19 protein-coding genes are annotated in these 19,885 nt (G+C 66.8%); 7 read left to right on the top strand and 12 right to left on the bottom strand.

From position 1 onward, the window contains the following. Positions 1–20: 20 nt before the first annotated feature. Genes metW through metX form a run of 3 tightly spaced genes read right to left on the bottom strand, consistent with a single transcriptional unit; the run spans position 21 to position 2,163 of the window. Complete coding sequence (metW, locus tag LLW23_RS09915; protein ID WP_228945099.1) at positions 21–620, bottom strand: methionine biosynthesis protein MetW; 600 nt, start codon at positions 618–620, stop codon at positions 21–23. Continuing rightward, the gene (locus LLW23_RS09910; protein ID WP_228945097.1) at positions 617–1,048 is read right to left on the bottom strand and encodes a GNAT family N-acetyltransferase; all 432 of its coding nucleotides are present in this window, start codon (positions 1,046–1,048) and stop codon (positions 617–619) included. Before LLW23_RS09910 ends, metW begins: the two co-directional genes overlap by 4 nt. Then, on the bottom strand, positions 1,045–2,163 hold the full coding sequence (metX, locus tag LLW23_RS09905; RefSeq protein WP_228945095.1) for a homoserine O-acetyltransferase MetX: 1,119 nt from the start codon (positions 2,161–2,163) through the stop codon (positions 1,045–1,047). Before metX ends, LLW23_RS09910 begins: the two co-directional genes overlap by 4 nt. A gap of 96 nt (positions 2,164–2,259) precedes the next feature. Between metX and hisC the strand changes: the two genes are divergently transcribed. Together hisC and LLW23_RS09895 are read left to right on the top strand one after the other, a co-directional pair. Next, the gene (gene hisC / locus LLW23_RS09900; RefSeq protein WP_228945093.1) at positions 2,260–3,360 is read left to right on the top strand and encodes a histidinol-phosphate transaminase; all 1,101 of its coding nucleotides are present in this window, start codon (positions 2,260–2,262) and stop codon (positions 3,358–3,360) included. A gap of 138 nt (positions 3,361–3,498) precedes the next feature. Next, entirely contained in the window at positions 3,499–4,407 is a 909-nt protein-coding gene (locus tag LLW23_RS09895) for a prephenate/arogenate dehydrogenase family protein (RefSeq protein ID WP_228945091.1), read from the top strand. Between the two features lie 159 nt (positions 4,408–4,566). Here LLW23_RS09895 and acs read toward each other — a convergent pair whose 3' ends face one another. The 7 genes from acs to LLW23_RS09860 all read right to left on the bottom strand — a co-directional run bounded on the left by acs (position 4,567) and on the right by LLW23_RS09860 (position 11,163). Then, entirely contained in the window at positions 4,567–6,504 is a 1,938-nt protein-coding gene (gene acs / locus LLW23_RS09890) for an acetate--CoA ligase (RefSeq protein WP_228945090.1), read from the bottom strand. 187 nt (positions 6,505–6,691) lie between these two features. Further along, entirely contained in the window at positions 6,692–7,309 is a 618-nt protein-coding gene (locus LLW23_RS09885) for a MarC family protein (protein WP_228948529.1), read from the bottom strand. A 4-nt stretch (positions 7,310–7,313) separates the two neighbouring features. Continuing rightward, a complete protein-coding gene (folD, locus tag LLW23_RS09880) occupies positions 7,314–8,183 on the bottom strand; it encodes a bifunctional methylenetetrahydrofolate dehydrogenase/methenyltetrahydrofolate cyclohydrolase FolD (RefSeq protein ID WP_228945088.1) in 870 nt (289 codons plus the stop codon). Positions 8,184–8,227: 44 nt separating this feature from the next. After that, a complete protein-coding gene (locus tag LLW23_RS09875; RefSeq protein WP_228948528.1) occupies positions 8,228–8,527 on the bottom strand; it encodes a YggT family protein in 300 nt (99 codons plus the stop codon). Between the two features lie 89 nt (positions 8,528–8,616). After that, positions 8,617–9,519 carry an acetylglutamate kinase gene (gene argB / locus LLW23_RS09870; protein WP_228945086.1) on the bottom strand — a complete coding sequence of 301 codons (903 nt, stop codon included), beginning with the start codon at positions 9,517–9,519 and terminating at the stop codon, positions 8,617–8,619. Positions 9,520–9,550: 31 nt separating this feature from the next. Further along, the gene (locus LLW23_RS09865; RefSeq protein ID WP_228945084.1) at positions 9,551–10,528 is read right to left on the bottom strand and encodes a class I SAM-dependent methyltransferase; all 978 of its coding nucleotides are present in this window, start codon (positions 10,526–10,528) and stop codon (positions 9,551–9,553) included. Then, on the bottom strand, positions 10,525–11,163 hold the full coding sequence (locus LLW23_RS09860) for a queuosine precursor transporter (protein ID WP_228948527.1): 639 nt from the start codon (positions 11,161–11,163) through the stop codon (positions 10,525–10,527). Before LLW23_RS09860 ends, LLW23_RS09865 begins: the two co-directional genes overlap by 4 nt. 138 nt (positions 11,164–11,301) lie before the next feature. Between LLW23_RS09860 and LLW23_RS09855 the strand changes: the two genes are divergently transcribed. Beyond that, positions 11,302–12,636 carry a NupC/NupG family nucleoside CNT transporter gene (locus tag LLW23_RS09855; protein ID WP_228945081.1) on the top strand — a complete coding sequence of 445 codons (1,335 nt, stop codon included), beginning with the start codon at positions 11,302–11,304 and terminating at the stop codon, positions 12,634–12,636. Between the two features lie 21 nt (positions 12,637–12,657). Here LLW23_RS09855 and LLW23_RS09850 read toward each other — a convergent pair whose 3' ends face one another. Further along, entirely contained in the window at positions 12,658–12,888 is a 231-nt protein-coding gene (locus LLW23_RS09850; protein ID WP_228945079.1) for a hypothetical protein, read from the bottom strand. Positions 12,889–13,006: 118 nt separating this feature from the next. Between LLW23_RS09850 and LLW23_RS09845 the strand changes: the two genes are divergently transcribed. Beyond that, positions 13,007–15,037, top strand: a complete 2,031-nt coding sequence (locus LLW23_RS09845) for a S9 family peptidase (protein ID WP_228945077.1) — start codon at positions 13,007–13,009, stop codon at positions 15,035–15,037. An 84-nt stretch (positions 15,038–15,121) separates the two neighbouring features. After that, positions 15,122–16,939 carry an ABCB family ABC transporter ATP-binding protein/permease gene (locus LLW23_RS09840; protein ID WP_228945074.1) on the top strand — a complete coding sequence of 606 codons (1,818 nt, stop codon included), beginning with the start codon at positions 15,122–15,124 and terminating at the stop codon, positions 16,937–16,939. A 139-nt stretch (positions 16,940–17,078) separates the two neighbouring features. Here LLW23_RS09840 and LLW23_RS09835 read toward each other — a convergent pair whose 3' ends face one another. Beyond that, positions 17,079–17,351, bottom strand: a complete 273-nt coding sequence (locus LLW23_RS09835; RefSeq protein WP_228945072.1) for a GNAT family N-acetyltransferase — start codon at positions 17,349–17,351, stop codon at positions 17,079–17,081. A gap of 89 nt (positions 17,352–17,440) precedes the next feature. Between LLW23_RS09835 and recQ the strand changes: the two genes are divergently transcribed. Further along, positions 17,441–19,201: a DNA helicase RecQ gene (gene recQ, locus LLW23_RS09830; protein ID WP_228945070.1), complete on the top strand. Its 1,761-nt coding sequence runs from the start codon at positions 17,441–17,443 to the stop codon at positions 19,199–19,201. A gap of 240 nt (positions 19,202–19,441) precedes the next feature. Beyond that, a complete protein-coding gene (locus LLW23_RS09825) occupies positions 19,442–19,876 on the top strand; it encodes a TIGR01244 family sulfur transferase (protein ID WP_228945069.1) in 435 nt (144 codons plus the stop codon). The last annotated feature ends 9 nt before the right edge of the window (positions 19,877–19,885 follow it).

The raw sequence follows: 19,885 nt of genomic DNA, 5'->3' as shown, positions 1-19,885 counted from the left end.
TCCTGGGCGAAGCAACGGCTTTAATCTGGATTGGTTCCGCGCAACAGGAAGATGGCGTGCTCAGCCAGAAAGTTCGCCGCCGCCGATGTGGTCTTCTTGTCACCCGACAGGAACCAAGCGCCTTCGACCTCGACGTTGCGTTGCTTCAGATGCGCGCGAAAGTCGTCGATCGTCAGGTGGTGGATGTTGGGCGTGTCGAACCAGCGTTCGGGCAGCAGCCGAGTCACCGGCATCCGCCCGCCCCACAACAGCGACACGCGCACCCGCCAGTGCGCGAAGTTGGGAAAGCTCACGAACGCCCGCCGACCGATCCGCAGCAAATGCCCCAGCACCGCATCGGGCGCGCGACACGTCTGCAACGTCTGGCTCAGGATCGCATAGTCGAAACTCGCATCGGGGTAGCTCGCCAGATCGACATCGGCGTCCCCCTGGATCACGCTGAGCCCCCGCCCCACCGCCGCGGCGACGTTCCCCGGATCGAGCTCCAGCCCGCGCGCATCGGCCTGCTTGCCATCGCGCAGCGCCGCCATCAGCGCCCCGTCGCCGCAGCCGATGTCGAGCAGCCGGCTGCCCGGCGCGACATGATCCGCGATGATCGCCAGATCGGCGCGCAGCGTCATGGAGCCGCTTCCAGTATCGCGCGAAGGTCGGGCGCAATTCGCTCCATGTAGCGGCCCGGCCGAACCAGCGGTGTGAAACCGAGCGCCGCATACACGCCATGCGCGTCCGCCGTGGTCAGTGCGATCCGCCGGATGCCGGCAAATCCCGGGTGATCGAGGAACCACTGCACCATGCGCCGCGCGATCCCCTGCCCCCGCATGCGCTCCTCGATCCAGACGTCGGCGAGCCAGGCAAAGGTCGCATGATCGGTGATCATCCGCGCGAACCCCACCTGCACCTCGCCGTCGTACGCACCAAGACAATGCGATCCGGCGATCGCCCGCTCCACCAGTTCGCGTTCGATCCCCGGCGACCAATAGCTCAACGCGAGCCAGCCCTGCACCGTGGCTACGTCGATCCGGTTGCGGTCGTCGCTCAGCTCGATCATGCGCCCGTCCCCAGAAAGCCCGCGACCACCCGGTTCATCGCCGGCGAATCGAGCAGGAACGCGTCATGGCCATATGGGCTCGTCAGCTCGACGAAGCTCACCGGCGCGCCCGCCGCGTTGAGCGCCTGGACGATGCTGCGCGATTCCGCGGTCGGATACAGCCAGTCGGTATCAAAGCTCACCAGCGCAAACCGTGCGCGCGTCTGTCGGAAGGCATTGGCGAGCAGCCCGCCATGCTCCTCCGCCAAGTCGAAATAGTCCATCGCGCGAGTGATATAGAGATAGCTGTTCGCATCGAAACGATCGACGAACGCGATCCCCTGATGCCTGAGGTAACTCTCGACCTGGAAATCGGCGTCGAACCCAAAACTCTTGGCTTCCCGCGCTTGCAGCCGCCGCCCGAATTTCTCGGTCAGCCCGGCCTCCGACAGATAAGTGATATGCGCCGCCATCCGCGCCACCGCGAGCCCGGCGGCGGGCACGTCATGCCCATAATATTCGCCCCCGCGCCAGTTCGGATCGGCCATGATCGCTTGCCGCCCCACCTCGTGGAAAGCGATGTTCTGCGCCGAATGCCGCGGCGCGGTAGCGATCGCCACGACTGCCTCCACCCGGTCGGGGAACGTCGCCGGCCAGCTCAGCGCCTGCATCCCGCCCATCGATCCGCCGATCACCGCTTTCAGCCGGCCGACGCCGAGATGATCGAGCAGCAGCGCCTGCGCGCGCACCATGTCGCGGATCGTGATCACCGGGAACGCCATACCCCACGGCCGCGTGCTCGCCGGATCAATCGTCGCCGGCCCTGACGATCCCATGCAACTGCCCAGCACGTTGGCGCACACCACGAAGAACCGATCGGTATCCACCGGCCGCCCCGGCCCCACCATCTGCGTCCACCAGCCCGGCTTGCCGGTGCGCGGATTGGCCCCCGCGACATGCTGATCCATCGTCAGCGCGTGGCAGACGAGCACCGCATTGCCCCCATCGGGCGCAAGGCGGCCATAGGTCTCGTACGCGATCTCGACCGGCGACAGGCTGCCCCCGCCGTCGAGCGGCAGCGGGCCGGGCAGGCTGACGTGGCGCTGGAGACCGAAACGCTGGTCGTCGGCGGACATGCGCGTGCCGCTAGCATTGTGCGGGCGGAGGGGGAAGCGGCTGGGCCCCGCGCGATACATTGCCATCCCCCGCCGCCGCCCGCTATGCGCCCGCCCATGACAGGCCCCACCCCCAAGCCATGGATCATGGAGATCGCGCCCTACGTCCCCGGCCGCTCGACGACCGATGACGGGCGCAAGGTCGCCAAACTTTCCTCGAACGAGAACCCGCTCGGCACCAGCCCGCACGCGCGCGCCGCCTTCGCCACCGCCGCCACGAACCTCGAACGCTATCCCGACGCCGGCGCCACCGAGCTTCGCGACGCGCTCGCCGCGAAGCATGGCCTAGACCCAGCGCGGATCATCTACGGCAACGGATCGGACGAGGTGCTGCATCTCGCCGCCGGCGCCTTTGCCGGGCCGGGCGACGAGGTGATCTACGTCAACTACGGCTTTGCGGTCTATAACATCGCCGCGCGCCGCACCGGCGCGACGCCAGTGATCGCCCCCGACCACGATTACGCCACCCACGTCGACGCGATCCTCGCTGCGGTCACTGATCGCACGCGCGTCGTCTTCGTCGCGAACCCGAACAACCCGACCGGCACGTATGCGCCGCGCAGCGAGATCGAGCGGCTGCACGCAGGCTTGCGCGACGACATCCTGCTCGTGCTCGACCATGCGTATGCGGAGTATATCGACGGGACCAACGACGATGGCGGCATGGCGCTCGCCGAGCGGTCGTCGAACGTGCTCGTCACGCGCACCTTTTCGAAAATGTACGGTCTGGCCGCCGAGCGGATCGGCTGGGGCTATGGCGCCGCGCCGATCATCGAGGCGATGCACCGCATCCGCCTGCCCTTCTCGATCACCATCGCCGGCACCGCGGCGGCTGTCGCCGCGCTTGGCGATACCGAGTTCGTCGCCGAAACCGCCGCGCACAACGCCAAGTGGCGCACCTGGTTCGCCGAAGAGATCGCCAAGCTCGGCAACGCCGGCCTGCGCGCGATCCCCAGCCAGGCCAATTTCGTGCTCGTGCTGTTCAAAGGCCAGCTGACTGCCGAGGCCGCGTACCAAGGGCTGATGGACGCCGGCTACATCGTCCGCTGGCTCCCCGGCCAGGGTCTGCCGCACGGCCTGCGCATCACGATCGGCACCGCGCAGGAGACGATCGGCGTGATCGCAGCGCTGCGGACATTGGTGGGCGCGGACGCGTGAACCTCCTGCCAATTCACTCCCCCCACCCGTTCGTCCCGAGCGGAGTCGAGGGACATGCCACAAGCGTCACCGCCGGTGACCATGCCTCGACTTCGCTCGGCACGAACGGAGCCGGGGGTATCTCGGTCTGCGGCTGACATGCTCCCCTTCTCCCGCGTCACCATCGTCGGCCTCGGCCTGATCGGTTCCTCGGTCGCGCGCGCGGTGCGCCAGCACATGCCGACGGTGCGCCTCACCGGCCATGACGCCGACCCGGACGTGCGCGCCCGCGCGGACGCACTCGGCATCGTCGACGATGTGACCGACACGATCGGGGCTGCGGTGACCGACGCCGACCTCGTCATCCTGTGCGTCCCCGTCGGCGCGATGGGCGCGGCAGCGGCGGACATGGCGGCGGATCTGCCCGCCGACGCGATCGTCAGCGATGTCGGCAGCTGCAAGGCGGAGGTCGCGCGCGCGCTCACGCAAGCGCTGCCGAACGCCACGATCGTCCCCGCGCACCCTGTCGCGGGCACCGAGAAGAGCGGCCCCGAAGCGGGCTTCGCGAGCCTGTTCAACGGCCGCTGGTGCATCGTCACTCCGCTGGCCGACGGCGATCCGATCGCTACCGAGCGTGTCGCGGAGTTCTGGCGCCGCCTCGGCAGCCAGGTCGAGACGATGGGACCCGAGCATCACGATCGCGTGCTCGCGGTGACGAGCCACCTGCCGCACCTGATCGCCTATACGATCGTGGGAACCGCCAACGATCTCGCCGAAGTCACGCAGTCCGAAGTGATCAAATTCTCCGCCGGCGGCTTTCGCGATTTCACCCGCATCGCCGCGTCCGACCCGACGATGTGGCGCGATGTCTTCCTCGCCAACAAGGAAGCGGTGCTCGAGATGCTCCAGCGCTTCAGCGAGGATCTGACGCACCTCCAGCGCGCGATCCGCCGCGACGACGGCGACACGCTGTTCGACCTGTTCTCGCGCACCCGCACGATCCGCCGCTCGATCGTCGATCAGGGCCAAGACGACGCCGCGGCCGACTTCGGCCGCCGGCACGAATAGGGCACATATGGTGGGGAGCATTTACCCATCCCGTTCGCCCTGAGGAGAGGCTGAGCTTGTCGAAGCCTCGTCTCGAAGGGCCCGCCGCGTCGCTCGGGCATGTGCTTCGAGACGGCCTTTCGGCAAGCTCAATGCCTCCTCAGCACGAACGGGCGTTGGTCACCCCACCCGGTTCGCAACCAGATCCTCTACCACCGCCGGGTCGGCCAGCGTCGACGTATCGCCGAGGCTGCTCACATCGCCCTCGGCAATCTTGCGAAGGATACGCCGCATGATCTTGCCCGATCGCGTCTTCGGCAGTCCCGGTGCGAACTGGATCGCATCGGGGCTCGCGATCGGCCCGATCTCCTTGCGCACCCACTGCCGCAAGTCCGCCGCCAGCGCGTCCGACCCCGCCTCGCCCGCGTTCAGCGTGACATAGGCGTAGATCCCCTGCCCCTTCACGTCGTGCGGCATGCCCACCACCGCAGCCTCGGCCACCTTGGGATGCAACACCAGCGCGCTCTCCACCTCGGCGGTTCCCATGCGGTGTCCGCTGACGTTGATCACGTCGTCCACCCGCCCGGTGATCCAGTAATAGCCGTCCTCGTCGCGGCGGCAGCCGTCGCCGGTGAAGTATTTGCCGCGATAGGTGGTGAAATACGTCTGGAAGAAGCGTTCGTGGTCGCCCCACACGGTGCGCATCTGCCCCGGCCAACTTGCCGTGATGCAGAGATTGCCGCTCACCGCCCCCTCTAGCACCGCCCCGGTCTCGTCGACCAGTTGCGGATACACCCCCGGCAGCGGCCTGGTCGCCGATCCCGGCTTCAGGTCGGTCGCCCCCGGCAACGGCGCGATCAGCGCCCCGCCCGTCTCGGTCTGCCACCACGTATCGACGATCGGCGAGCGTCCCTCGCCCACCACGTCGTAATACCAGCGCCACGCCTCGGGATTGATCGGCTCGCCGACCGTGCCCAGCAGCTTCAGGCTCGCGCGGCTCGTCGCCTTCACCGGCGCATCGCCCTCCTTCATCAGCGCGCGCAACGCAGTCGGCGCGGTGAAGATCGTGTGCACCTGGTGCCGGTCGACGACCTGCCAGATACGGCTCGCGTCAGGCCACGTCGGCAGCCCCTCGTACATCAGCGTCGTCGCGCCGTTCGCGAGCGGCCCATAGACGATATACGTATGCCCCGTGACCCAACCGATGTCCGCCGCGCACCAGAAAACGTTCCCCGGCCGATAATCGAACACCAGATCGTGCGTGTAGCTTGCCCACAGCAGATAGCCCGCGGTGGAATGAAGCACGCCCTTGGGCTTTCCCGTCGAGCCTGAGGTGTAGAGGATGAACAGCGGGTCTTCTGCGTTCATCGGCTCGGGCGCACATTCCGCGGGCACGCCCGCCGCCGCCTCGTGATACCAGATATCGCGATTATGCATCGGCACGTCGTCGCCGGTCGCCTTGATGACGATCACCGTCTGCAGGCTCGGCGCGCGCTCGGCCGCCGCATCGACATTCGCCTTCAACGGAATGCGCTTCCCCCCGCGGCGTCCGCAATCGGCGGTGATCACCACCTTCGAATCGCAATCCTCGATCCGCCCCGCCAGCGCATCGGGCGAGAACCCCCCGAACACCACCGAATGGATCGCCCCGATCCGCGCGCACGCCAGCAGCGCGAACGCCGCATCGGGGATCATCGGCAGATACACCGTCACCCGGTCGCCCTTGGCGACACCCTGCGCCTTCAGCACATTGGCGAAACGACAGACCTCGGCATGAACCTGGGCATAGGTGAAATGCTTCGGTTCCTCGTTCGGCTCGTCCGGCTCCCAGATGATCGCGACGCTGTCGCCACGCTGCGCCAAGTGCCGGTCGAGGCAATTCACCGAGACGTTGAGCGCCCCGTCCGCGAACCACTTGATCCCGAAATCCGCCTCGTCGAACGACCAGTCCCCCGCCACCGTCGGCGGCGTTACCCAGTCGAGCCGCTTCGCCTGATCCAGCCAGAAGCCATCGGGGTCGGCCGCCGCGGCAGCGCACATCGCCTCATACCCCGCACGATCGACCTTCGCCTCCGCCGCCCAGGCCTCGGGCACGCGATAGAGTTGCTGATCGGCCATGCGTCGTCTCCTTATTGGGGCCCTGATGGCGGGTCGCTGGGAGTGTTGGCAACCCGCCAGCGCGCGCCACTAAGCTAACCTCGGCCCATCACCCCACCGTTCGTCCCGAGTAGGGATCGAGCGAAGTCGAGAGCCCGTATCGAGGGACATTGCTTGGGCGGCGTCTCGATGCACCAACCTCGGGCGCTCACCCGAACTGAATCTGCACCCCATCGATCACGAACTGCACCGCCAGCGCCGCCAGCAGCACGCCGAGCAGCCGCGTGATCACCGCCTCGATCTTGTGCCCTAGCAGCCGCATCATCGGCCCCGCCGCCAGCAACGCGATCAGCGTCAGCAGCAGGTTCGCGCCCAGCGCCGCCATCACCACCGCCGATCGCTCGACTCCATCGCTCCGCGCCATCAGCAGCATGACGCTCGCGATCGATCCCGGCCCGGCGATCATCGGCATCGCCATCGGAAAGATCGAAACGTCCTCCGCTTCCTCCTCGGTCACCTTCGCGGCACGATCCTCGCGCCGCTGCGTGCGCTTCTCGAACACCATTTCCAGCGCGATCAGGAACAGCATGATCCCGCCCGCAATGCGGAACGACGCCAGCTCGATCCCGAGCCCCTTGAGCAGATTCTCGCCGAACAGCGCGAACACCAGCAGGATCAGCGCCGCGACCCCAACCGCGCGCACCGCCATCACCCGCCGCTGCACCGGCCCCGCCCCCGCGGTCAGCCCGGCATAGATCGGCGCACAACCCGGGGGGTCGATCACCACGAAGAAGGTGATGAACGAGGAGATGAAGAGTTCGAGCAGCATTTCAGATCGCCGCGTCCAGCGTCACGCCCCCGCGCCGTGCGGCGGAAACGAGCGTATTGCGCAGCAGTACCGCAATCGTCATCGGCCCCACGCCGCCCGGCACCGGCGTCATCGCGCCCGCCACCTCGGCGCACGCCGGATCGACATCGCCCACCAGCCCCGCCTCGGTACGATTGATCCCGACATCGATCAGCGTCGCGCCCGGCTTCACCCAATCGGGCTTCACCATGCCCGCCCGTCCGACCGCCGCGACGACGATGTCCGCGCGCCGCACTACCTCAGGCAGGTCGCGCGTCCGCGAATGCGCCACCGTCACGGTGCAGCTCTCGGCGATCAGCAATTGCGCCATCGGCTTGCCGACGATGTTCGACCGCCCGATCACCACCGCATCGAGCCCGCTCAGATCGCCCAGCACGTCACGCAGCAGCAGCAGGCAACCGTACGGCGTGCACGGCACGAACCCTGCCAACCCCGTCGCCAGCCGCCCGGCATTCACCGGATGGAAGCCATCGACATCCTTGTCGGGATCGATCCGCGTAATGATCGCGCTTTCATCGAGGTGCTTGGGCAGCGGCAACTGCACCAGTATACCGTCCACCGCGGGGTCGGCGTTGAGCCGATCGACCAGCGCCTCCAGCGTCCCCTGCGCAATATCCGCCGGCAAGCGATGCTCGAAGCTCTCCATCCCGGCGGCAAGCGTCGCCTTGCCCTTCGAGCGGACATAGACCGCCGACGCCGGATCCTCACCCACCAGAACCACCGCGAACCCTGGCTTGCGCCCGCACTCCGCCGTGACCTCAGCCGCCGCAGCGCCCACGCGCGCGCGCAAGCCGGCGGCGAACGCCTTCCCGTCGATGATCCGTGCCGTCATGCCGGCGCCCATAGCGGCGCCCGCGGGTACGCGCCAGCGTAGCGTCAGACGGTGCCGATCAGTACGCTCGCTGCGATGTTGTTCAGCACGATCTGGAGGATCGCGATGCCGATCAGCACCACCGCCGGCGCCAGATCGATTCCCTGCAACTGCGGCAACACGCGACGCAGCGGGCGATACAGCGGCTCGGTCAGCCGATCGAGCCCTTCATAGAGCGAGCGGACGAAGTTCGACTGCATGTTCACGACGTTGAACGCCACCAGCAGCGACAGCACGAACTGGATGATGATGACCCACCATACCACGTTCAGCAGCACCTGCAGGATCTGGATGATCGTAAGCATCAGCAAGGTCGGTCTCCGTCGACGTGTATCATGTATATAGTACAGTTGGGCATCGCGCACGTCGCGATCAAGTCTGATTCCGGCCCCGATCAGTCGGCGCGGATCAGCGTCCCCGCCCCGCGCCGCGTAAAGATCTCGAGCAGCATCCCGTGCGGCACCCTCCCATCGAGCACCACCGCGGCGTCCACCCCAGATTGCACCGCGGCGACGCACGTCTCGAGCTTGGGGATCATGCCGCCCGAAATCGTACCGTCGGCACGCAGCCCGGCGATGTCGTGCGGCGTCAGGTCAGTCATCAGCTCGCCCGTCTTGTCGAGCACGCCGGCCACGTCGGTCAGCAGGAAAAAGCGCTTCGCCCCCATGGCGGCGGCTATCGCCCCCGCCATCGTGTCGGCGTTGATGTTATAGGTGTGGCCATCCGCCCCGGTGCCGATCGGTGCGATCACCGGAATGATGCCGTCGCGGCTTAGCGTGTCGATGATCCGCCGATCGACCGCCACTGGCTCGCCAACGAACCCCAGGTCGACCTTGCGCTCGATCCCCTGCAGCGGATCGGGCTCGTTGCGATTGACCTTCTCGGCCTGAACCAGCCCCGCGTCCTTACCTGAGATCCCCACCGCACGCCCACCGGCTGCGGCGATCCACGACACGATCTGCTTGTTGATCGATCCCGCTAGCACCATTTCCGCGATCTCGGCCGTCTCGGCATCGGTGACGCGCAAGCCATCGACGAACCGCGATTCGACCCCCAGCCGCTTCAGCATCGAACCGATCTGTGGCCCGCCGCCATGCACCACGACCGGATTGATCCCGACCGCTTTCAGCAGCACGACATCCTCGGCAAAGTCACGCTGCGCCTCGGGATCGCCCATCGCGTGCCCACCATATTTCACGACGAACGTCGCGCCGGCATAACGCTGCAAATACGGCAGCGCCTCGACGAGCGTCTCCGCCTTGGCAAGCAGCGCGGGCGTGGGGGCGTGATCGGTCATGGCGCGCGTCTACGTCAGCCGATGCCGCGCGTCACGCCTCACGCGCGCCGTGGAATGTATAGCTGCCGTAGAAGCCGGCCCATGGATCTAGCCGCACACTGTCTGCGACCAGGCCGCTGCTGCGGATTACTTCCATGATCGCTGGCATCGGCAGCGAATGAACCTCCATTTCCGGTGGAGCGCTGGCAAGATAGCGATCGACATCGAACGCATATCCCGGCCGGTCGGCGACGGCCTGGAACAGGAACTGCCCCGCCGGGCGAAGCTTGGACAGCAAGCTTTCCAGGATGAAACGCTGCACCGGGGGCGAATTGTGCTGCAGCACGATCACCGAATAGAAGAAATCGAACGTCGGCAGCGAAGCAAAGTCGTGAACGCCTTGCACGAGTACGGTTTCGACGTTCGCCACACCTTCGTCTTCCATGTAGCGACGACACAGCGCGAGATTGCCGGGTGAGATATCCACCGCAATCACGCGATCGAACCGTTTCGCGAGATGCCGAGTTACCCGCCCCACGCCGCAGCCAAGTTCCAGGCACGTGCCAGACGGCTTCGGTCGGTCGCTACGGCCGACGGTGATGTCGATCAGCGATGCCGCTGCGGCACCCGACGCGTGAAACGCCGCCAGGCCGGCTGCGTCGATCTGCGCGCTGCGGAAGCGATCGTCGGTCAGCACCGACCAATAAGGATCCTGCTCGCCGAGCGCCGTCCACTGATCCTTGATCCGTGCAGCGAGGCGATCGAGCACCGGCGCCGGCACGCGGTGATCGACATGCGTTGGTGTGGCCCAATAGCCGCGCTCGACATCGATCGGGGTCCATGTCCGCGCCACGCCGGCCTTCTGCCGAAACTCGTCCGAGGCCATGAACGCACCTGATAATGACGCGAGATCGGCATGGCGCGCGCGATGGGCATCGACCACATCCACCGATTCCGGTTCACGACCCAGCATCAGCAGATAGGCCAGGCGCACGTCCCGGCGGCTGAGGCCCGATTCCGCGTCACTCATCGATCAAGTCTCCGCCCCAGCGCGACGAAGGCGTAGATCAGTGGCGGCACCAGCACAATTGACAGCACCACTTTCGCCAGCATCTGGCCAAGAAGCAACTCGCCGATCGGGAACACGCCCCAGAACGCGATGGTGACGAACAGCAGCGTATCGACGATCTGCGACAGCACACTCGCCACCGCCGCGCGCAGCCACAACAGTCGCCCGCCCTCGCGCCCCTTCAGCGCGGCGAAGATCGTGACGTTCAACGTCTGTGAGGTGCCATACGCGACGATCCCGCCCATCCAGATCCGCGGCGTGCCGGTCATCATCATCTCGAACGCGTCGAGCCGCGCCGGCTCCATCGCCGGCGACGCGGGCACGGCCAACACCGCCAGCGTCAGCAGCAGCGATACGATCAGCGGGATGAATCCGATCTGCACCAGCCGGTTGGCGACATGCCGCCCATGTAGCTCGGCGATCGCACTCGACGTGACGACCAGCAGCAGGAACGCGAAGATTCCGGCCTCGACAGCCAGCGGCCCGAGCGCGACCTGCTTGTTGCCGAGCACCCCGGCGATGCACACCATGCCGCCGTAGAAGATCGCAAAGGCGAAGAGCGAGCGCGCGATCGGCGCGGGGGCGCGTTGGTCCATCCCGTCGCCGGTAGCATCGCGCACGGGCGAAGCGGAAGCGCGGATTGCTGTGCCGCTTGTCGAACCGCCGCGCGCATCCCTATGATGCGGCCCGATTAGATCGGCGGTCACGCTCCGCCCGCAACGGGAAAGTAGCAGTTGAGCCGTTTCCTTATCGGCATCGCCGGGATCGTCGTGATCCTGGCGCTCGCCCTCGCCCTGTCGACCGATCGCCGTGCGATCCGCCCGCGTGTCGTGCTCAGCGCCTTTGCGCTACAAGTCGGCATCGCGGTGCTCGTGCTCTACGTCGATATGGGCAAGCGCATCCTGTCGGCGATGTCGGGCGGCGTCTCGAACCTGCTCGGCTATGCCAAGGCGGGCGTCGATTTCCTGTTCGGCCCGCTCGCCAGTCCAGCGATCGGCGGCAACAGCTTCGCGATCGCTGCGCTGCCGGTGATCATCTTCTTCGCCAGCCTGGTGTCGATCCTCTACTATCTCGGGATCATGCAATTCGTCGTCCGCTGGCTCGGCGGCGCGATCGAAAAAGTGATCGGCGTCTCGAAGGTCGAAAGCCTGTGCGCCGCCGCGAACGTCTTCGTCGGCCAGTCCGAATCGCCGCTCGTGATCCGGCCGTATCTTGCAGGCCTCACCCCGCCGCAGCTGTTCACCGTGATGACGAGCGGAATGGCCGGCGTCGCCGGCACGATCCTGGCCGCCTATGCCTCGATGGGCATCCGCATCGATTATCTCCTCGCCGCGAGCTTCATGGCCGCGCCAGGCGGCATCCTGATGGCGAAGATCATCATGCCCGATTCGACCGTGCCCCCCGAAGGCGAACTTCCACTCGGTGACATTCCCGACGCCGATGCCGAGATCCGCATCTCCGAAGCGCGCATGGCGGGCGCCAGCATCGCCGCAGTGCCCGATGAACTCACCCCCGGCGAGCCAATGCCGCAAGCAACGCACGACGAGGAGAAGCCCGCCAACCTCATCATGGCCGCCGCGCAAGGCGCGCAGACCGGCGTGCGGCTCGCCGTCGCGGTCGGCGCGATGGTGCTAGCGTTCGTCGCCTTGGTGGCGCTCGCCAACGGCATCCTCGGCGGGATCGGGGGCATGTTCGGCTATCCGCTGCTCAGCTTCCAGCAGATCCTCGGCTATATCTTCGCGCCGATCATGTTCCTCATCAACATTCCGTGGGACGAAGCACTGCGCGCGGGCGGGCTATTCGGCGAGAAGATCGTGCTCAACGAATTCGTCGCCTACATCGATCTCGGAAAGCAAGCGGCGGCGCTATCCCCGCGCACCGTCGCGATCGTCACCTTCGCGCTTTGCGGCTTTGCGAACTTCTCCTCGATCGCGATTCAGATGGCGGTGACCGGGAGCCTTGCGCCCAACCAGCGGCCAATGATCGCGAAGCTCGGCATCCGCGCCTTGCTTGCGGGCAGTCTTGCTAACCTGATGTCGGCGGCGCTCGCAGGGCTGTTGCTGGGGTAAAACGCGCGCGACGCTAATAGGTCAGCCCTTCGGCGAAGACTCGTCCTGCGATACCATCTGCGGGCCGGTCGAGCGGCAACCAGCGCTGATTACCGGAAACGACAGATCCGTATTGCGCGCCAAGGCAGCGGGCAGGTCAGCGCGGCATTGTTGGACGGTGGCATACCGAACCGGCTCGATTCGCGCCTCGGCACAGCCGGACGTGTCATCGCCACAACCCATGATTGCCAGCACGAAGAAGATAGGTTGCATTTCGTCGCCTCCACTTACGTGACAAAACGACGAACACGCCGAACCGTTCCCAAAACGCGCTTGCTGGTGTCGTAGTCATGTGACACACTTGGCCAAATCATAAAGAGGATCTGGAATCATGCTCGATGCGACCAAGGTGCTGCTCGCCGCGACCGGACTTACGCTGGCGGCGGCCCCCGCGCTTGCCGCCCCCGGCGATGTGCCGCTGATCGAACGGGCGAAGCTGTTCGGCAATCCCGAGAAGACCGGCGCGCGCCTCTCGCCCGACGGCAAGTGGATCAGCTTCATCGCGCCGCGTGATGGCGTGCTCAACGTCTGGGTCGCGCCCGCCGCCGATCCCGCCGCTGCGCGCGCGCTGACGGCGGAAAAGACGCGCCCGATCCGCCAGGCCTTCTGGGCGCCCGATTCGAGCCAGGTACTGTTCGTCAACGACAAGGGCGGCGACGAGAACTTCCATATGTACGGTGTCGCCGTCGCCGGCGGCGAGGCGCGCGATTACACGCCGTTCGACAAGGTGCGCGTGATGCCGATCGGCGAGAGCAGCACGATCAAGGACCGCATCCTGATCGGCGTGAACAACCGCGATCCACGCTGGCACGACGTCCACAGCCTCGATCTCAAAACCGGCAAGCTGACGCTGGTGATGCAGAACGACGGCTATGGCGGGTTCATGGCGGACGACGCGCTCACCGTCCGCCTCGCTTCACGCCCGCGCGCCGATGGCGGCGACGATTGGTTCAAGGTGGTGGGCAACAAGGCGGAAGCCACGCCGGTCGCCTCGTACGGGCTCGACGACGCGTCGAACACCGGCCCGCTCGGCTTCACCAGCGATGGCAAGACGCTCTACTGGATGGACTCGCGCGATCGCGACACCAGCGCGATCATGGCGCAGGATGCGGCGGGCAAGATGACGCTCGTCGCGCAGGACCCGCGCGTCGATCTCGCCAGCGGCCTGTTCAATCCCAAGTCGGGCACGATCGAGGCGTACCAGCAGGATTATCTCAAGTCCGAATATGTGCCGGTCGGTGATGCGGTGAAGGCCGATCTCGACTTCCTGAAAGCGCAGAACAAGGGCGAGTTCACCGTCACCAGCCGCACGCAGGCCGACGACAAGTGGCTCGTCGCGTTCGACGCGGTGTCCGCCCCGGCCTCGACCTGGGTCTACGATCGCACCGCCAAGGCGCTGAAGCAGCTTTACGTCTCGCGCCCCGCGCTCGTCGGCGCGCCGCTCGTGCCGATGCACCCCGCCGTGATCAAATCGCGCGACGGGCTCGATCTCGTTTCGTACCTCACGCTCCCCAAGGGCGCCGACGCGAACGGCGACGGCAAGGCCGATGCGCCGGTGCCGATGGTGCTGTTCGTCCACGGCGGGCCATGGGGCCGCGACGTCTATGGCTACAACAGCTACCACCAGTGGATGGCGAACCGCGGCTATGCCGTGCTCTCGGTCAACTTCCGCGCCTCGACCGGATTCGGGAAGAAATTCCTCGCCGCCGGCAACATGGAATGGGGCAAAAAGATGCACGACGACCTGATCGACGCGGTCGATTGGGCGGTGAAGGAAGGCGTAACCACCAAGGACAAGGTCGCCATCATGGGCGGCTCGTATGGCGGCTATGCCACGCTTGCTGGCCTTGCCTTCACGCCCGACGCGTTCGCGTGCGGCGTCGATATCGTCGGCCCGTCGAACCTCAACACGCTGCTCGGCTCGATCCCGGCTTATTGGGAGGCGGGCAAGCAGCAAATGTACCGCCGCATGGGCGATCCGACCAAGCCCGAGGGCCAGGCGATCCTCAAGGAACGCTCGCCCTTGTTCGCCGCCGACAAGATCAAGCGCCCGCTGCTGATCGGCCAGGGCGCCAACGATCCGCGCGTCAACGTGCGCGAAAGCGATCAGATCGTCGACGCGATGAAGGCGAAGAACATTCCGGTGACGTATGTGGTGTTTCCGGACGAGGGCCATGGCTTCGCGCGTCCGGTGAACAACATCGCGTTCAACGCGGTGACCGAGAACTTCCTCGCCTCGTGCCTCGGCGGCCGCGCCGAACCGATCGGTGACGCGCTGAAGGCCTCGACCGCGGAAATCCGGCACGGCGCGCAGTTCGTGAAAGGGCTGGAAGCGACCACGGCGCCCGCGGCAGGGCAATAGCCACCATCACCCCGGGTTCGCGAGAGCCCGGGGTGACCGCAAACCCATTGCACCCCGGCGCGACTAGGCCGACATAGCGCCGCAATGCCGCCAATCGATACGACGATCCGCAGTCCCGATCGCCCGCTCGGGCCAACGCTGCGCCGCTTCCTCCCCTATCTCTGGCCGAGCGACGCGCCGGGCATGAAGCTGCGCGTCTCGATCGCGATGGTGCTGGTCGTGATGTCGAAGCTCGTCCAGGTCTATGGCGCGCCCTTCGCGCTGCAGGGCGCGGTGGATGGCATGGCCGGCGTGCCGCGCTCGCCCGCCTCGCTCGTGATCCTGCTTGTCGTCGGCTATGCCGCGGCGCGCTTCGGCAGCACCCTGTTCGACAATCTGCGCAACACCGTGTTCGAAAGCGTCGGCCAGGAAGCCACCCGCCGCCTCGCGAGCCAAGTGTTCCGCCACCTCCACGATCTGTCGCTGCGCTTCCACCTCGAACGCCGCACCGGCGCGGTCACCAAGGTGGTCGAGCGCGGCACAAAGAGCATCGATACGATGCTCTATTTCCTGCTGTTCAACATCGCCCCGACGGTGCTCGAGCTCACGCTCGTCATCGGCATCTTCTGGGTAAAGTTCGGCTGGCCGCTCGTCGCCGCGACGCTGGTGATGGTCGTCGTCTACATCTGGTTCACGCGGATGGTGACCGACTGGCGCGCCGCCTTGCGCGAGCGGATGAACGATCTCGATACCGGCGCGGTGTCGCATGCGGTCGATTCGCTGCTGAACTTCGAGACGGTCAAATATTTCGGCGCCGAGGAGCGCGAGGCGCGCCGCTATGGCGCGGCCATGTCCGCCTATGCCAAGGCCGCGGTCCGCTCGGAAAACAGCCTCGCATGGCTCAACGTCGGCCAGGCCGCGATCACCAATCTGATGCTCGGCGGCGGCATGGCGTTCGTCGTCTGGGGCTGGGCGCAGGGCCGCTTCACCGCGGGCGACGTCGTGCTCGTCTCGACGCTGCTCGCACAATTGTTCCGCCCGCTCGATCTGCTCGGCATGGTCTATCGCACGATCCGCCAGGGGGTGATCGACATGGGCGCGATGTTCGACCTCGTCGATACGCCGTCTGAAGTGGTCGACGCCCCCGGCGCACCGCCGCTCGCGGTCAGCACCGGGCATATCCGCTTCGAGAACGTCCACTTCGGCTATGATCCCGATCGCGACATCCTCAAGGGCATTGATCTCGACATCCCGGCGGGCAGCACGATCGCCGTCGTCGGCCCATCGGGCGCGGGCAAGTCGACGCTCGCGCGGCTGCTGTACCGCTTCTACGATCTCACCGGCGGGCGGATCACGATCGACGGGCAGGATATCGCGCGCGTGACGCAGGCGAGCCTGCGCGGCGCGATCGGCATCGTCCCGCAGGATACCGTGCTGTTCAACGACACGATCGGCTACAACATCGCCTACGGCCGCGAAGGCGCCGACGAAGCCGAAGTCCACGCCGCCGCCCGCGGCGCCGCAATCGCCGGCTTCATCGAAGGCCAGTCGCACGGCTACGACACCCGCGTCGGCGAGCGCGGGCTGAAGCTGTCGGGCGGTGAGAAGCAGCGCGTCGCGATCGCACGCACCCTGCTCAAGAACCCGCCCGTCCTGATCCTCGACGAAGCCACCTCCGCGCTCGACAGCCGGACGGAGGCGGACATCATGGCGACGCTCGAGGCGATCGAGCGCGGCCGCACCACGCTCGTCATCGCACACCGCCTCTCGACGATCGTCCACGCCGATCGCATCGTCGTGCTCGAGGCCGGCCGGATCGTCGAACAGGGCACCCACGCCGAACTGCTGCGCACCGGCGGCACCTATGCCGAACTATGGGCGCGGCAGGCGAGCGAGCAGCGCGAGGCCTTGGTGAACGTCTGATCGCGGGCGGTTGCTGGACGCGATTACGTCGCCATCAACCGACACCACCCCCGTCTTTCCCGCGAAGGCGGGAATCCATATTCCAGTGCAGTGGTTATGGATTCCCGCCTTCGCGGGAATGACGGAACTTGCAAGAAAGCTACGCCACCAGATCCCGATACTCCGGATGCTTGCGGATGAACCCCGCAACGAACGCGCATTGCGGCACCACCTTCAGCCGCTGGTCGCGCGCGCTGTCGAGCGCCGCGCGGATCAGCTTCGACGCCACGCCGCGCCCCTCGATCGCCGGCGGCACCGTCGTGTGCGTGAACACGATCCGGTTGCCCTCGCGCTGATAGGCCGCCAGCGCGCGATGGCCGTCCACCTCCAGCTCGAATTCCTGTTCGGCCCGGTTGTCGCGTACTTTCTTCATCACCGGCTAGGTAGGGGCTTCGCCGATGCGATGAAAGCCGGGCGGCGCGTTGATGACAGGACGGCGGCAGACTCCTAGAGGCGGCCGCAATGTCCGCAGATCCCAAGCCAGTTCTCCAGCGCATCTTCGGCTTCCCCGATTTCCGCGGCGTCCAGCGCCACGTCGTCGATCGCGTGCTTGCCGGGCAGTCGACGCTCGCAGTGATGCCGACCGGCGCGGGCAAGTCGCTGACGTATCAACTCCCCGCGACAATGCTCGATGGCACGTGTGTCGTCGTCTCGCCGCTGATCGCACTGATGCACGATCAGCTCCGCGCCGCCGAAGCCGTCGGCATCCGTGCCGCCACGCTAACGAGCGTCGACGAGAACCGCGCCGAAACCCGCACGCGTTTTCTCGATGGCGAGCTCGACCTGCTCTACATCGCGCCCGAACGCGCCTCGACCGCCGATTTCCGCGACCTGCTCGATCGCGGCCGGGTGGCGCTGTTCGCGATCGACGAGGCACATTGCGTCAGCGAATGGGGGCACGATTTCCGCCCCGATTACCGCCTGCTGCGCCCTTTGCTCGATCGCTACCCCGGCATTCCCCGGCTCGCGCTGACCGCCACGGCTGACGCGCATACCCGCGCCGACATCCTCGAACAGCTCGGCATTCCGACCGAGGGCATGATCGTATCGGGCTTCGATCGGCCCAACATCCGTTATTCGATCGCGCCGCGCGACAATACGACGCGGCAGATCACCGATCTGATCCGCGACACGCCCGGCGCGGGCATCGTCTACGTCCAGTCGCGGGCCGGCACCGAGAAGCTCGCCGCCGCGCTCGCCGCCACCGGCCGCCCGGTGCGCGCCTATCACGCCGGGCTCGATCCGGCGGTGCGGCGGAAGAACCAGGCCGATTTCGTCGCCAGCGAAGATATGGTGATCTGCGCCACCGTCGCGTTCGGCATGGGGATCGACAAGCCCGACGTCCGCTTCGTCGCCCACGCCGGCCTGCCAAAATCGATCGAGGCCTATTACCAGGAAACCGGCCGCGCCGGGCGCGATGGCGATCCCGCGGTCGCGCATCTCTTCTGGGGCGCCGACGATTTCGCCCGCGCCCGCCAGCGGATCGGCGAGGTCGAGCCCGCGCGCCAGCCCGGCGAACGCCAGCGCCTCAATTCGCTCGGCGCTTTGGTCGAAACCCCCGGCTGCCGCCGCCGCATCCTCCTCGCGCACTTCGGCGAACAGCCGCCCGAAACCTGCGGCAATTGCGACAATTGCCTCTCGCCCCCCGCCGCGCTCGACGCGACCGAAACGGCGCGCAAATATCTCTCCGCCGTGTTCCGCACCGGCCAAAGCTTCGGTGCCTCCTATGTCGAGGAAGTGCTCACCGGCAAATCGTCCGAGCGCAGCCTGATGAACGGGCACGAGGCGCTGTCGGTGTGGAAGATCGTCGACGGCGACGAACAGGCGCTGCTCAAGCCCGTCGGTCGCGCGCTGCTGCTGCGCGACGCGTTGCGCGCGAACGAGCACGGCGGGCTCGAATTCGGCCCCGGCGCGCGCGCGCTGCTGAAGGGCGAGGACACGCTCGCGCTCGTCGTGCCGCCCAAGCGCGAACGCCGCAGGCGCGGCGATACGGTGCAGAACCCCGTCGGCGATCCCTTGTTCGAAGCGCTGCGCGCACGCCGCCGCGAGATCGCGCAGGAAACCGGCATGCCGCCGTACGTGATCTTCCACGATTCGGTGCTGCGCGAAATGGCCACCGTCCGCCCTGCGACGCTCGCCGCGATGGGCCGGCTGACCGGCGTCGGCCAACGCAAGCTCGACGCTTATGGCGAAGCGTTCCTGCGGGTGATCCGAGAGAATTGACGCTCCTACCGTCATGCCGGGCTCGTCCCGGCATCCACCGTGCCACGCATCCCCGCCGGCAGGGTTCGCTGACGGGTGGATGCCGGGACAAGCCCGGCATGACGAAAGTGGCTGACGTCTGCCCCGCCCACCTCGTCATCCCGGACTTGATCCGGGATGACGGCGGGATTGTTCGCAGCCCCCACCAAGAGCACCGACGAACCGGTTCACCCCCACGCCAACCTGCGCTAGAACCACGACATGCTCGACATCCGCCGCATCGACGATCGCATCTCGGTCGCCCCGCAGATCGACCCCGAAGATATCGCCGCCATCAAGGCCGCGGGCTTCGTCGCGATCGTCAACAACCGCCCCGACGGCGAGGAAGGCGGCCAGCCGACCGGCGACGCGATCCGCGCCGCCGCCGAGGATCACGGCCTCGCCTATACCGCGATCCCGATCACCCATGCCGGCTTCGCCATGCCGCAAGTCACCGCGATGATCGACGCACTGGGCAGCGCGAACGGCCCGGTGCTCGCCTATTGCCGCTCGGGTACGCGCTCGTGCAACCTGTGGGCACTGTCGCAAGCCGGGCTCGGCGCGGACCAGGATACGCTCGTCGCGCAGGCACGTGGCGCCGGCTATGATCTCACCGGCCTGCGCCCCTTGATGGATGCGGTAGCCGGCAACCAATGAATTGGCCAA

This window comes from Sphingomonas radiodurans, from assembly GCF_020866845.1.
GTDB lineage: Bacteria > Pseudomonadota > Alphaproteobacteria > Sphingomonadales > Sphingomonadaceae > Sphingomonas > Sphingomonas radiodurans.
This window is presented reverse-complemented; position numbering and strand designations above follow the sequence as displayed.

What these genes read in the sequence shown, in the direction of transcription:
- LLW23_RS09850 (WP_228945079.1), bottom strand. Translation starts at nt 12,888, where the DNA reads ATGCAACCTATCTTCTTCGTGCTGGCAATCATGGGTTGTGGCGATGAC.
- metW (WP_228945099.1), bottom strand. Translation starts at nt 620, where the DNA reads ATGACGCTGCGCGCCGATCTGGCGATCATCGCGGATCATGTCGCGCCG.
- recQ (WP_228945070.1), top strand. Translation starts at nt 17,441, where the DNA reads ATGTCCGCAGATCCCAAGCCAGTTCTCCAGCGCATCTTCGGCTTCCCC.
- LLW23_RS09875 (WP_228948528.1), bottom strand. Translation starts at nt 8,527, where the DNA reads ATGCTTACGATCATCCAGATCCTGCAGGTGCTGCTGAACGTGGTATGG.
- LLW23_RS09895 (WP_228945091.1), top strand. Translation starts at nt 3,499, where the DNA reads ATGCTCCCCTTCTCCCGCGTCACCATCGTCGGCCTCGGCCTGATCGGT.
- LLW23_RS09865 (WP_228945084.1), bottom strand. Translation starts at nt 10,528, where the DNA reads ATGAGTGACGCGGAATCGGGCCTCAGCCGCCGGGACGTGCGCCTGGCC.
- acs (WP_228945090.1), bottom strand. Translation starts at nt 6,504, where the DNA reads ATGGCCGATCAGCAACTCTATCGCGTGCCCGAGGCCTGGGCGGCGGAG.
- metX (WP_228945095.1), bottom strand. Translation starts at nt 2,163, where the DNA reads ATGTCCGCCGACGACCAGCGTTTCGGTCTCCAGCGCCACGTCAGCCTG.
- folD (WP_228945088.1), bottom strand. Translation starts at nt 8,183, where the DNA reads ATGACGGCACGGATCATCGACGGGAAGGCGTTCGCCGCCGGCTTGCGC.
- hisC (WP_228945093.1), top strand. Translation starts at nt 2,260, where the DNA reads ATGACAGGCCCCACCCCCAAGCCATGGATCATGGAGATCGCGCCCTAC.
- LLW23_RS09860 (WP_228948527.1), bottom strand. Translation starts at nt 11,163, where the DNA reads ATGGACCAACGCGCCCCCGCGCCGATCGCGCGCTCGCTCTTCGCCTTT.
- LLW23_RS09840 (WP_228945074.1), top strand. Translation starts at nt 15,122, where the DNA reads ATGCCGCCAATCGATACGACGATCCGCAGTCCCGATCGCCCGCTCGGG.
- argB (WP_228945086.1), bottom strand. Translation starts at nt 9,519, where the DNA reads ATGACCGATCACGCCCCCACGCCCGCGCTGCTTGCCAAGGCGGAGACG.
- LLW23_RS09910 (WP_228945097.1), bottom strand. Translation starts at nt 1,048, where the DNA reads ATGATCGAGCTGAGCGACGACCGCAACCGGATCGACGTAGCCACGGTG.
- LLW23_RS09825 (WP_228945069.1), top strand. Translation starts at nt 19,442, where the DNA reads ATGCTCGACATCCGCCGCATCGACGATCGCATCTCGGTCGCCCCGCAG.
- LLW23_RS09845 (WP_228945077.1), top strand. Translation starts at nt 13,007, where the DNA reads ATGCTCGATGCGACCAAGGTGCTGCTCGCCGCGACCGGACTTACGCTG.
- LLW23_RS09835 (WP_228945072.1), bottom strand. Translation starts at nt 17,351, where the DNA reads ATGAAGAAAGTACGCGACAACCGGGCCGAACAGGAATTCGAGCTGGAG.